An 11,999-nucleotide genomic window follows, 5' to 3' on the forward strand; every position below is an offset into this window, starting at 1 on the left:
ATAACTCGTTGCGGCGATGACTTCCTCAAGGAAATCAGCTAAGCAATGATAATGGGATATGGTGTAATTGGCAACACTACGGTTTCTGGTACCGTCATTCTAGGTTCGAGTCCTGGTATCCCAGCGAACATCTTGTTTCAAGATGTCACGGCCCCATCGTATAGCGGCCTAGTACTCCGCCCTCTCACGGCGGCAACACCGGTTCAAATCCGGTTGGGGTCACAGGCTAAAGATTCCTCCACCTAAGGTTTAGGTGGGGGAATTTTTTTGTTCCCGCTGTTGGCTGTGCGCTAAGGTCGCGCTGTGGCTGAAACTACAGTATCTCAAGTTGCGTACTAGCGGGGTGGCCTATATAGTTTTATCTGTTGCCACAAAGGTAGCAGCTCTTTTTTGAGAGCAAGGGCCCCATCGTATAGCGGCCTAGTACTCCGCCCTCTCACGGCGGCAACACCGGTTCAAATCCGGTTGGGGTCACAGGCTAAAGATTCCTCCACCTAAAGTTTAGGTGGGGGATTTTTTTTGTACCCTGTGCTGACCGGTAGGCACCAGCGGCAAGATAGGTGGCGACAGTTCCACTGATAGGGCAGCTCCGGCGCTAGGAACATGCCAGAATAGGGAGTGTGTACAACCAAACTATTCTTAATACTCTGGCCTCCGTGCGAGAAGCCCGCAACACTCTCGCGGCGGCTTCTTTCCCGCTGAACACAGGCTCGGCTGAACAAGCTCAGCAAGAAGCCAAAACCGCAGTCACCCAGCTCGACGACTACATCTTGCCTAAGCTCTCCACACTGGATGCGCCCCTGACCCTGGTTGTTGGTGGCTCCACCGGAGCCGGCAAATCAACCCTGGTTAACACGCTCATCGGTGAGCCTGTAACCCGTTCCGGGGCTATCCGCCCCACTACCCGCCAGCCCGTGCTGCTCTATAGGCCCGAGGACGTCGCCGCCTTTACCCCTGAGCGGATTCTTCCGCATCTGGTACGCCTTCCGGTTGAACCCGGCCAGGCCCTACCGGGGGCCAACCCCCACAGCGGCCAAGACGAGCTGGTGACCGTCCCGGTCGATTCCCTGCCCAAGGGCATTGCACTGATTGATGCCCCCGACTTTGACTCGGTGAGCGAGGAGAACCGCCGTCTCGCCCAGCAACTGCTACGAGCCGCTGACCTCTGGCTCTTTGTCACCACCGCTAACCGCTACGCAGATGCCCTGCCCTGGGAGATCCTGCGACAGGCGGCTACCCGAGATATCACCATTGCCGTGGTACTCAACCGTGTGCCCGAGGGCAGCGAGGACGAGATCGAAGCAGATCTGAGCCGAATGCTGGCCGAAGCCGGTATCACCCCTGCCCTGATTCACTCTGTGACCGAGCAGGAACGTGATGAGCGCGGCCTGCTTCCCAGCGTGGCCCTGCTCCCCTTGATTTTCTGGTTACGTTCACTGGGCGCCGACACCGATGCCCGTGGCGATATCGCCCGCCGTACCCTGGAGGGGGCTGTGCGTTCTGTAGCTCGGCAGGCAAGCGATCTAGCTCAGGCCGCACAAGACCAACAAGCCGCAGAAAACCGTCTGCGGGCCGACGCTACCAGCGCTTTCGCACGCGCCCTGACCAACCTGAACGAAAGCACGCAGGACGGCCAGATGCTCCGAGGCGAAGTACTGGGGCGCTGGCAAGACTTTGTGGGTACCGGAGAATTCTTCCGCCAGGTAGAAACAACCGTGGGCAAGGTGCGCGACCGTATCGCAGGCTTTTTCAGGGGAACCCCGCCCACACAGGCTGTTGAGGTAGAACAGGCCCTTGAAGTCAGCCTGCACTCGGTCATTATGGAAGAGGCAGCTACAGCCACCGAAACCGTCCAGCGCCGCTGGCTCGAAGACCGTGCAGGCCGTGCTCTGCTGGCTGGGGAGGACCTCGCCAAGCTGGACGATAGCTTCTCCGAAGACGTGGCCGAAAGCATCCGTGCCTGGCAACAAGATGTCATGGACATCATCTCTGCCGAGGGTGCAGGCAAACGCCAAAAGGCCCGCTTCATGTCCCTGGGCGTGAACGTAACGGCCGTGATTTTGATGGTCGCGGTCTTCTCAATGACCGGTGGACTGACCGGCGTTGAAGTCGGTATTGCCGGTGGCTCCGGTGTGATTGGCCAAAAGCTCCTTGAAGCTATCTTTGGCGAGGACGCTGTGCGCCGCATGGCAACCGGTGCCCGCACCCGGCTCGAAGAGCGCATTGGCGAGCTACTTGAAACCCAGCAGGCCCGCTTTATCGACCGCCTTGAATCTGTTACCGGGCAGGGGAGCGAGGACCAGGCCCGCCCCACTGCCAGCGACCTAGAAGCTGTTGCCACCACCTTGAACACCGCAAGCACCCAGCTAGCGGCCAGTATTCAGCTACCTGCCGCTTCTGAAACAACCACCGAGAGCTAAAACCGTGACACCAACTTCTACCAGCAAGGCAGAGCCTGCCACCACAGCACTGGCCACCACCGTGGATGCCCTCACCACCGCCCTCGACTTAGGCCAAGGCCGCCTAGACCCCGAAATCCTGGCAAAGGGCCGCCTGGTCCTGGAGCGGGTTGCTACTCGCCGCGAACTCTCAGCAGAACACACCGTGATTGGTTTCTTCGGGGCTACCGGTTCCGGTAAATCAACCCTGTTTAATGCGGTGGTTGGCAAAGAGATCGCCAAGTCCGCCGCCCGCCGGCCCACCACATCGACCGCCCAGGCCGCCGTCTGGGGTAAAGAGGGCGTTGAACCCCTCCTGGACTGGCTGGGCGTAAGCAACCGAACCTACATGGACGAGGACCCTGCCCAAGCGGCAGAAGCCCTCAACCGGGCCGATGTGCCGGTTACCGTGGGCATGTGGAACAAAATCCGTACATCGGTGGGTGCCGGTAAAACAGAAGAAGCCACCGGTGGTCTAGTCCTGCTTGACCTGCCCGACTTCGACTCGGTGGAGGCCTCCAACCGGAAAATCGTGGAGAAAATGGCGCAGTGCGTGGACGTTCTGGTCTGGGTTATGGACCCCCAGAAATACGCTGACGCCGTGATTCACCAGGACTTCATCCAGCCCCTAGCCGCCCACGGCGCTGTAACCTTGGCTGTGCTCAACCAGGTAGATCGCCTGGATGAGGCTGAACTGCCTGCCGTGCTGGACTCCCTCAAACTGCTTCTGGCCAAGGACGGGCTAACCAGCACCCTGCTGGCTGACCCCCTGGGTGTTTCAGCCCGCACCGGCCATAACATTCCACGTCTGCGGGAGATCTTGGGGCAGGTCGCTGTCGCCAAAAATGCCGCTGTGGCCCGTATCGAGGCAGACCTGGCCGGGGTTCGCTCAGAACTTGCTACCCAGGACGGGCAGGGGGAACCGGCAGGCATCACCGCCCCCGCTATGACCCAGCTTGAAGAGGGCTTCTACCGGGCCTCCGGCGCTGAAGGCTTGGTCAAAGCGGCCTCCGATTCATATAAGCTCCACGCCGCCGAGAAAACCGGCTGGATCGCCACCCGGTGGGTCCTCAAGATTAAACGGGACCCCCTCAAACGCCTGGGCCTGCACAAAGAACACGATGGGGCACCCATCAGCAAGTCCTCACTGCCTCCGCTCGGTGCGCCCCAGAAGGCGGCGCTGAGCACCAGCCTGCGCACCTTTGCAGGTCAGGCATCGGAGGGCCTGGCAGAACCCTGGAGCCACTCCATCCGGTCAGCCGCCCGAACTTACGAAGAACACCTACCCCGCGAAATTGAACGGGCGGCCGCCAGCGTCCACTACGAGGCAACCAAAAAACGCTGGTGGTGGCACCTGCTCAACATCTTGCAGTGGGTAGGGTTAGCAGCAGCTCTGCTTGGCCTGCTCTGGTTGACCGCGCTCGCCGCCGCAAGCTACTTCCAGCTTGTGCTACCAGACCCGCCCACGGTTGAGGGTTTCCCGCTACCTGTGCCCACCCTCCTGGTGGTTACGGGCCTCTTGGCCGGTATTCTGGTGGCTGCGCTGGGTCGAGCCATAGCTACTGTCGGCTATCGTATGTACGCCAAGGGTATTCGCCGTCAGCTTGAAGAAAATATGAGTGACGTAGCCTCACGCTGTGTCCTTGAACCCGTTCAAGAGGAACTGGATCGACTTGCCAACTACCGCAAGGCACTGGCCCAGGCCGGCAAGTAACTTTACGGTCTCACAGAAGAAGCCCCGGTACCCACAAGAGTACCGGGGCTCTTTCTTGGTCTGAGAGCAGAAGGCTAGCTCCGTAAGGCTTCTGATAGTGCAGCAGCCGCTTCACATACCACCTCAGCGTGCAGGCGGCCGGGTTGGCGGCTCAGGCGCTCAATCGGGCCGGAGATAGAGACGGCGGCAATCACCTTGCCGGAGGGGGAGCGAACCGGTGCGGAGACTGAGGCGGTACCGCGCTCGCGCTCACCCACGGACTGCGCCCAGCCCCTGCGGCGGACAGTTGCCAGCATGGTGGCAGAAAAACGAGCACTGTGCAGGCCCTCGACCAGGCGGGCGTGATCCTCCCAGGCAGTGAGTACCTGGGCGGCTGAACCTGCCTTCATAGAGAGCTGGGTGCCCACCGGAATGGTGTCACGCAGGCCGATGGGCCGTTCAGCGGAGGCTACGCAGACCCGCCAATCACCCTGCCGACGGAAAATTTGTGAAGATTCACCCGTAGCATTACGCAGGTTGTTGAGGACGGGGCCAGCGGCAGCAATCAAACGATCTTCGCCAGCGGCACTTGAGAGTTCACTGAGACGGGGCCCCAACATAAACCGGCCCTGAACATCGCGGGCTACCAGCCTGTGGTGTGTGAGGGCAACAGCTAGACGGTGGGCGGTGGGGCGAGCCAGACCGGTAGCTTCAACAAGCTGGGAAAGGGTGGCGGGGCCAGCTTCAAGGCAGTCAAGAATGTGCGCGGCTTTATCAAGTACGCCGACGCCGGAGCTAGGCTTCTCTTGCATAGTGGGCAACTTTCGCAGATGGGCCGGTGCGTTGGCCCAGTGATTATGTGTGATGCGATCTTTCGGGGGTGAAAGATAGTGGGTATATGGATTGTGTCTGAGTACTTTAATTTTGACTTCTCATATTCTGATATGCAAGTTCGTTTATTGGAAAGATGAGTGCGGTGCCGTCACACTTATTAACGCATCACAATATTTTTTGGAGGACTTGATGGCTGGTAGCACCGACCATACCCCGCGTACATTGGCTGAAAAAGTCTGGGAGGCGCACACCGTAGTGCCCGGTACAGACGGTAAGCCCGACTTGCTCTACATCGATCTGCACCTGGTTCACGAAGTAACCTCACCTCAGGCTTTCGAGGGGTTGCGTCTTGAGGGGCGTCTACTGCGTCGCCTGGACCTGACCATTGCAACCGAGGACCACAACACCCCCACTGAGAATATTTTCTCGACGATTGCAGATCTCACCTCACGCACCCAGATTGAGACCCTGCGTAAGAACGCTAAAGAATTCGGTGTACGTATCCATTCACTCGGTGATCAAGAACAGGGTATCGTTCACGTGGTTGGCCCCCAGCTGGGCCTGACTATGCCCGGTATGACCGTTGTCTGCGGTGACTCGCACACCTCAACCCACGGTGCTTTCGGTGCCTTGGCGTTTGGTATCGGTACCTCCGAGGTTGAGCACGTCATGGCAACCCAGACCCTGCCCCTGGCTCCTTTCAAGACCATGGCTATTAACGTAGAGGGTACCCTCAAGCCCGGTGTGACCGCTAAGGACATTATCCTGGCTGTTATTGCCGAAATCGGTACCGGTGGTGGCCAGGGCTACGTGCTGGAATACCGGGGCTCCGCCATCCGCTCCCTCTCTATGGAGGGGCGCATGACCATCTGCAACATGTCCATCGAGGCAGGTGCCCGCGCCGGTATGGTTGCACCCGATGAGACGACCTTTGAATACGTTAAAGGCCGCCCCCACGCACCTACCGGTGCCGACTGGGATGCCGCCCTTGAATACTGGAAGACCCTGCCCACCGACGAGGGTGCAACCTTTGATCATGAGGTTTTCATCAACGCAGATGAGCTAGAGCCTTTTGTCACCTGGGGCACCAACCCCGGCCAGGGTGTCCCCTTGTCCCAGGCTGTTCCCTTCCCCGAGGACTTTGCCGATGAGAACGAGCAGAAGGCCGCCGCTCGCGCCCTGGAATATATGGGCCTGACCGCTGGTACCCCCATGAAAGAGATCCCCGTTGATGTCGTCTTCCTGGGTTCCTGCACCAACTCCCGCATCGAGGACCTGCGTGCCGCCGCCGAAATCCTTAAGGGCAAGACCATGGCAGAGGGTGTTCGCATGATGGTTGTCCCCGGTTCCCACAGGGTTCGCACCCAGGCAGAAGCTGAGGGCCTGGACCAGATTTTCAAGGATTTTGGCGCAGACTGGCGCTTTGCCGGTTGTTCTATGTGCCTGGGCATGAACCCGGACCAGCTGGCATCGGGGGAGCGTTGCGCCTCAACCTCTAACCGTAACTTTGAAGGCCGCCAGGGCAAGGGCGGGCGCACCCACCTGGTCTCACCCCTGGTTGCTGCCGCTACCGCTATCCGCGGTACTCTCTCAGCTCCCGCTGACCTCTAGAGCGGAATAAGTCATCGAATTTGAGTACCCGGATAGCCGGGTAGAAACGGATTTTTCATGGAACCGATTAAAAAGCACACCGGAATTGGCGTGCCCCTGAGGGCCTCCAACGTCGATACCGACCAAATTATCCCCGCCGTCTATCTCAAGCGCGTCACCAAGACCGGCTTTGACGATGCCCTCTTTGCGGGCTGGCGCAAGGATGAGAACTTTGTTCTCAACCGGCAACCCTACAAGCAGGGTTCGGTGCTGGTTGCCGGCCCTGACTTCGGTACCGGATCATCACGAGAGCACGCCGTCTGGGCTTTGAAGGATTACGGCTTTCGCGTTGTTATCTCGGCTCGTTTTGCTGACATCTTCCGGGGTAACTCGGGCAAGCAGGGTTTGGTGGCTGCTCAGGTTGATCAGGACAACATTGAGCTGATCTGGAAGCAGCTTGAGACCGAGCCCGGTACTGAAGTGACGGTGGACCTGGAAGAGAAAACCGTCACCGTCGGTGCCTTGACCGTTCCTTTCCAGATTGACGACTACGTCCGCTGGCGCCTCATGGAAGGCCTCGATGACATCGGGCTAACCCTGCAACATGAAGAAGCTATTACAGCCTACGAGGCTAACCGCCCCGCCTGGTTACCGCGCACTCAGTAAAGCAAGGAATCAGTATAAGGCCACATCAGACCAGGGAGCCGGCAGAAAATAGGTAGGTGCCCTGGGCCCTTTAAAGGGGGGCGCTGGTGCACCATTATGGTGGAGAACACTGCCCCCAGTAGGCCCTACTCTGAACTCTGAGGTAAAGTTGTTAGGCAAGGTTTTATTCACCAATTTTTGCTTGATGCGTGAAATAATGCTGTGAAGGTGTCGGTCGCCTAGGCGGGCACCACAGATTTATCTATGCAACGCTTCAGGTTAAAAGGGGCGAGCCGAGTAGACTACTCGGAAGACAGAAAATTTACGATTGGATATACATGGTCAGCGCACTGCGTATTGAAGGTGGCACCCCTCTCAAGGGCGAGGTTAACGTCCGTGGTGCCAAGAACCTGGTCCCCAAGGCTATGGTTGCCGCTCTCTTGGGTTCAACCCCTTCGGTGTTGCGCAACGTCCCCGAAATTAAGGATGTCAAGGTCGTCACCGACCTAGTAGAACTCCACGGCGTTTCTGTGGACTACGATGTGGAGGCAGGCGAGCTCCGCATGGACCCCACCAAGGTCTCTGTCGCCAACCATACCGACATCGAAGTTCACGCCGGTGACTCCCGTATTCCAATCCTGCTCTGCGGTCCTCTGCTGCACACCATCGGTGAGGCTTTCATTCCTGACCTGGGTGGCTGTAAGATTGGCGACCGCCCCATCAACTACCACCTGCGTGTGCTTGAAAAGTTCGGCGCCAAGATTGAGAAACTGCCCACCGGTATCTCCATGAAGGCTCCCGCTGGCGGTCTACAGGGCGCTCAGATTCCCCTGGAATACCCCTCTGTGGGTGCTACCGAGCAGGTTCTTCTGGCAGCAACCCGCGCCAAGGGCAAGACCGAACTAACCGGCGCTGCTATTGAGCCAGAAATCATGGATCTGATTGCAATCCTTCAGAAGATGGGCGCAATCATCACTGTTGAGACCGACCGCCAGATCATCATCGAAGGTGTAGATGAGCTCACCGGCTTTAACCACGTAGCTATGCCTGACCGCAACGAATCAGCCTCCTGGGCCTCTGCAGCACTGGCAACAGGCGGCGATATATTTGTGCGCAACGCTAATCAGAAGGACCTGTCAACGTTCATCAACGTCTACCGCAAGCTTGGTGGTGGCCTGGACATTAGTGACGAAGGCATCCGCTTCTTCCACCAGGGCGAGGACCTGAATCCCTTATTCGTTGAAACCAACGTACACCCCGGCTTTATGACCGACTGGCAGCAGCCACTTGTTGTTGCCATGACCCAGGCTAAAGGCGTGAGCCTGGTCCACGAGACTGTCTACGAGAACCGCTTCGGTTTCACCGATGCCCTGGTCCGCATGGGCGCTACTATCCAGCTCCACAAGGACTGTTTAGGCCCCACCCCCTGCCGTTTTGGCCACCAGAACTTCAAGCACTCAGCTGTCATTACCGGCAAGAGACCCCTGCGTGGTACAGATATTAACGTGCCCGACCTGCGCGGTGGTTTCTCCCACGTGATCGCGGCGCTGACTGCTGAGGGTACATCTAACGTCACCGGCGTTACGGTTATTTCCCGTGGCTATGAGCACTTTGTAGATAAGCTCACCGCCCTGGGAGCTGACTTCGAGGTTACTGCCTAGTCATGAGTAAGCACAGCGCATGGCCGAAAGAGATTAAGCCAAGCAAGCGGGGGGATGCGGTCTACCGAGCCGCAGGGCACCTGCTCAGGCCTCTCTACAATCTGCCGATGCGGCCCGAGATGATTGGCATGGAAAAGCTTCCTGCCGACGGCGGGTTTATTGTGGTGGCAAACCATGTCACCGAGATTGACCCCATCACCGTTGCCTACCCGCTCTTCATGCGGGGGGTACTGCCGCGCTTCTTGGCAAAAGACTCTCTCTTCCGTGTGCCGCTCCTCGGCTGGCTCATGCGTCAGTGCGCTCACATCCCCGTTACCCGAGGCTCAGCTCAAGCAGCTAAGTCACTGGAGGTGGCTCAAGCTGTGCTGAGCTCCGGGGGAGCGGTGCTGATTTTCCCCGAAGGCACCTTGACCAAGGACCCTGAACTCTGGCCCATGACCGGTAAATCCGGTGCTGCCCGTCTGGCTTTAGCCACAGGTGCACCCGTCTACCCGATTGCCCATTGGGGTGACCAGGACTTCTTGCCGCAGTACGGTAAGCCCCGCTTTGGCTTCCCCCGTAAAAAAGTCAGTATTGTTGTGGGGGACCCCATCGACTTGAGCGATCTGCTTGAAGACCGTGATCCAGGTACCCACTATAGTCATAGCCAACTGACCGCTGTCACTAACCGCATGCTTGACCGGATTACTGACCTGCTTGAGGATATTAGAGGAGAAAAGGCCCCCGAAGGGCGCTGGAATTCAGTTTTGAACGTCCGTCAATCACCGGAGCAGTAGGCCCAGACACCCGACCGGAAAGGGACCCCACAATGAGCACCTCCGATATCCACCAAGTCGCTGTTTTAGGCGCAGGAAGCTGGGGCACAGCCTTTGCCAAGGTCCTTGCCGATGCCGCGCGGGCAACCGGTAGCAACCGGAAAATAAGTCTGTGGGGGCGTAACCCGCAAACCATGGACAAGATGTCTAAGACCCTCATTAACGAGGCCTATTTCCCCGGTACCCTTCTGCCGGAAAATCTCACGATGACCTCGGACCTTGCTCAGGCTCTTACCGGTGCCCAGATCGTGGTGTTAGCTATCCCTGCTCAGGTCCTGCGATCTCAGCTTGAAACTGTAGCTCCCCTACTGGCACCCGATGCCCTGCTCGTCTCACTAGCTAAGGGCCTTGAAATGGGAACCGGCCTGCGCATGAGCGAGGTTATTGTCGATTCTCTCCAAGGGCACCTGGTTGCAACCGGCGCTTCTCCCCAAGAAATCGAAAGCGTACCCCACCGCGTTACTGTGCTCTCAGGCCCTAACCTAGCCAAAGAAATTATTGTGGAGCAACCTACCACCAGCGTTGTTGCCGCAACAACCGAGGCAAGCGCACGCACCGTCGCTTCAGTTTGTGCGGCAGGCTACTTTAGGCCCTACACCAACACCGACATTGTGGGGGTTGAGATTGGTGGACTGGTCAAGAACGTGATTGCCCTCTGCGTTGGTATGTGCGAAGGCAAACAGTACGGCGATAATTCCAAGGCCTCAGTGATGACCCGTGGGCTGGCCGAAACAACCCGTCTTGCCCTGGCTCTGGGAGGCAAACTGGAAACCATGAGCGGGCTTGCTGGCATGGGCGATCTGATTGCTACCTGCTCGTCCCCGCTTTCCCGCAATCACACTGCCGGTCGTCTGCTAGCTGAAGGAATCGCTCCCGATGAGCTTCACACCGTAATGACCCAGACCGCAGAGTCCATCAAATCTGCCCCCGTTGTGGCAGAACTCGCGCGAAAAGTAGGGGTAGAAATGCCCATTACAGAAGCTGTAGTAGCGGTCCTCAACCGTACAATATCAGTTGAAGAACTTGCCCCCGCGCTTCTAGGGCGCTCTCTTAAATCAGAAGACATCGAACCTACCAAGTAAGTGGGTTGAGAACAGAATCTCCCCGCCCCATCAAAGGACGCTATGACCACAACCAGCACTAAACCCACCGTTGCTCTACTCTGCGGTGGGCGTTCCTCCGAGCACTCAATTTCTTTGATTACCGCACGCGGCGTACTGGGGGCTATCGACCACGATAAATACACCGTGGTGACTATCGGTATTACCCGTGACGGCCGCTGGTACCTGACCGATGAAGAAACCCTGACCCGTTTAACCGAAGCGAGCGCGCTGGCTGATTTTCCCGCCGAGGGCAAACAGGTCTTCCTGCCTCTGGGCGGTGGCGATAACCGCCTGCGTCTGATTGATTCCACCGATGAAACCCGGGTGGAGCTTGGCCCCGCGATTGATGTTGTCTTTCCTCTCTTGCACGGCCCCTTTGGCGAAGATGGCACAGTCCAGGGTCTGCTCGAAATGGCGGACTTGCGATATGTTGGCTGTGGTGTCGCGTCATCAGCGGTAGGCATGGATAAGCATCTCATGAAGGTTGCCTTTGAGGCGGCAGGTCTTGAAGTTGGCCCCTACGAAGTTGTCACCCACCGCCAGTGGGTCCTTGACCAGGCCGGTGCCCGTGAGCGAATCAGCCAGCTGGGTTATCCTGTCTTTGTTAAGCCTGCCCGTGCCGGGTCTTCCTTTGGCATCACTAAGGTTGATTCTGCTGACCAGCTTGATGCCGCAATTGCCGAGGCGCAGAAGCACGACCCAAAGCTTGTGATTGAGGCCGGGATTGTGGGCCGCGAGATTGAGTGCGCGGTGCTCGATGGCCACCACTCTGAGCTACCCCGCGCTTCCTACCCCGGTGAGATCGTGGTGGTTGACCGTGAACACGATTTCTATGACTTTGAGGCTAAGTACGTTTCGAAGACCTCTGCCGAGACTCGATGCCCGGCGGACTTACCCGCTGAAGTTTCGGAGCGTATGCGCAAGCTAGCTATTGAGGCTTTCCTAGCTGTTGACGGTGAGGGCCTGTGCCGCGCTGATTTCTTCTACACTGAGGACGGCCGCCTGGTGATCAACGAGGTCAACACTATGCCCGGCTTTACCCCCATTTCCATGTATAAAACCATGTGGGAAAATACCGGTATTGCCTATAGCGACCTAATCGATCAACTGATTTCCTTGGCCATGGAACGCCCGCTGGGCCTGCGTTAGAGCTAGCCGAGCTGGACCCTTATCGGCTAATTATCAATGTCCCCGGTCTCTCATGGCAGAGACACCGGGGA

General features: G+C 58.1%; 9 protein-coding genes and 3 tRNA genes. 11 read left to right on the forward strand and 1 reads right to left on the reverse strand.

Features of this window, described 5'->3' with window-relative positions:
* The first annotated feature begins 52 nt into the window (after positions 1–52).
* The 5 genes from ACN08V_RS04285 (at position 53) to ACN08V_RS04305 (ending at position 4,152) form a co-directional block, all read left to right on the forward strand.
* A tRNA-Gln gene (locus ACN08V_RS04285) sits at positions 53–124 on the forward strand.
* Positions 125–149: 25 nt separating this feature from the next.
* Positions 150–222, forward strand: a tRNA-Glu gene (locus tag ACN08V_RS04290).
* A gap of 179 nt (positions 223–401) precedes the next feature.
* Positions 402–474 (forward strand) — tRNA-Glu (locus ACN08V_RS04295).
* 146 nt (positions 475–620) lie between these two features.
* The gene (locus tag ACN08V_RS04300; protein ID WP_419104669.1) at positions 621–2,420 is read left to right on the forward strand and encodes a GTPase; all 1,800 of its coding nucleotides are present in this window, start codon (positions 621–623) and stop codon (positions 2,418–2,420) included.
* A gap of 4 nt (positions 2,421–2,424) precedes the next feature.
* On the forward strand, positions 2,425–4,152 hold the full coding sequence (locus ACN08V_RS04305; RefSeq protein WP_419104670.1) for a dynamin family protein: 1,728 nt from the start codon (positions 2,425–2,427) through the stop codon (positions 4,150–4,152).
* 74 nt (positions 4,153–4,226) lie between these two features.
* Here ACN08V_RS04305 and ACN08V_RS04310 read toward each other — a convergent pair whose 3' ends face one another.
* Positions 4,227–4,943, reverse strand: a complete 717-nt coding sequence (locus ACN08V_RS04310) for an IclR family transcriptional regulator (RefSeq protein ID WP_419099475.1) — start codon at positions 4,941–4,943, stop codon at positions 4,227–4,229.
* A 211-nt stretch (positions 4,944–5,154) separates the two neighbouring features.
* Between ACN08V_RS04310 and leuC the strand changes: the two genes are divergently transcribed.
* The 6 genes from leuC (at position 5,155) to ACN08V_RS04340 (ending at position 11,928) form a co-directional block, all read left to right on the forward strand.
* Entirely contained in the window at positions 5,155–6,576 is a 1,422-nt protein-coding gene (leuC, locus tag ACN08V_RS04315; protein WP_419104671.1) for a 3-isopropylmalate dehydratase large subunit, read from the forward strand.
* 57 nt (positions 6,577–6,633) lie between these two features.
* Complete coding sequence (leuD, locus tag ACN08V_RS04320) at positions 6,634–7,221, forward strand: 3-isopropylmalate dehydratase small subunit (RefSeq protein WP_419099477.1); 588 nt, start codon at positions 6,634–6,636, stop codon at positions 7,219–7,221.
* A gap of 317 nt (positions 7,222–7,538) precedes the next feature.
* Entirely contained in the window at positions 7,539–8,861 is a 1,323-nt protein-coding gene (gene murA / locus ACN08V_RS04325) for a UDP-N-acetylglucosamine 1-carboxyvinyltransferase (protein ID WP_419104672.1), read from the forward strand.
* 2 nt (positions 8,862–8,863) lie between these two features.
* Positions 8,864–9,637, forward strand: coding sequence for a lysophospholipid acyltransferase family protein (locus ACN08V_RS04330; RefSeq protein ID WP_419104673.1), 774 nt, complete (start codon positions 8,864–8,866; stop codon positions 9,635–9,637).
* A 32-nt stretch (positions 9,638–9,669) separates the two neighbouring features.
* Entirely contained in the window at positions 9,670–10,758 is a 1,089-nt protein-coding gene (locus tag ACN08V_RS04335) for an NAD(P)H-dependent glycerol-3-phosphate dehydrogenase (RefSeq protein WP_419104674.1), read from the forward strand.
* A gap of 42 nt (positions 10,759–10,800) precedes the next feature.
* Positions 10,801–11,928, forward strand: coding sequence for a D-alanine--D-alanine ligase family protein (locus tag ACN08V_RS04340; RefSeq protein ID WP_419104675.1), 1,128 nt, complete (start codon positions 10,801–10,803; stop codon positions 11,926–11,928).
* Positions 11,929–11,999: the final 71 nt, after the last annotated feature.

It is taken from the genome of Rothia sp. P5766 (assembly GCF_048513555.1).
In the GTDB taxonomy this organism is placed as follows: domain Bacteria; phylum Actinomycetota; class Actinomycetes; order Actinomycetales; family Micrococcaceae; genus Rothia.

Bases quoted from the DNA above. Each gene is read 5' to 3' on its own strand.
- leuD (WP_419099477.1), top strand. From the start codon at position 6,634: ATGGAACCGATTAAAAAGCACACCGGAATTGGCGTGCCCCTGAGGGCC.
- ACN08V_RS04335 (WP_419104674.1), top strand. From the start codon at position 9,670: ATGAGCACCTCCGATATCCACCAAGTCGCTGTTTTAGGCGCAGGAAGC.
- ACN08V_RS04340 (WP_419104675.1), top strand. From the start codon at position 10,801: ATGACCACAACCAGCACTAAACCCACCGTTGCTCTACTCTGCGGTGGG.
- ACN08V_RS04330 (WP_419104673.1), top strand. From the start codon at position 8,864: ATGAGTAAGCACAGCGCATGGCCGAAAGAGATTAAGCCAAGCAAGCGG.
- ACN08V_RS04310 (WP_419099475.1), bottom strand. From the start codon at position 4,943: ATGCAAGAGAAGCCTAGCTCCGGCGTCGGCGTACTTGATAAAGCCGCG.
- leuC (WP_419104671.1), top strand. From the start codon at position 5,155: ATGGCTGGTAGCACCGACCATACCCCGCGTACATTGGCTGAAAAAGTC.
- murA (WP_419104672.1), top strand. From the start codon at position 7,539: ATGGTCAGCGCACTGCGTATTGAAGGTGGCACCCCTCTCAAGGGCGAG.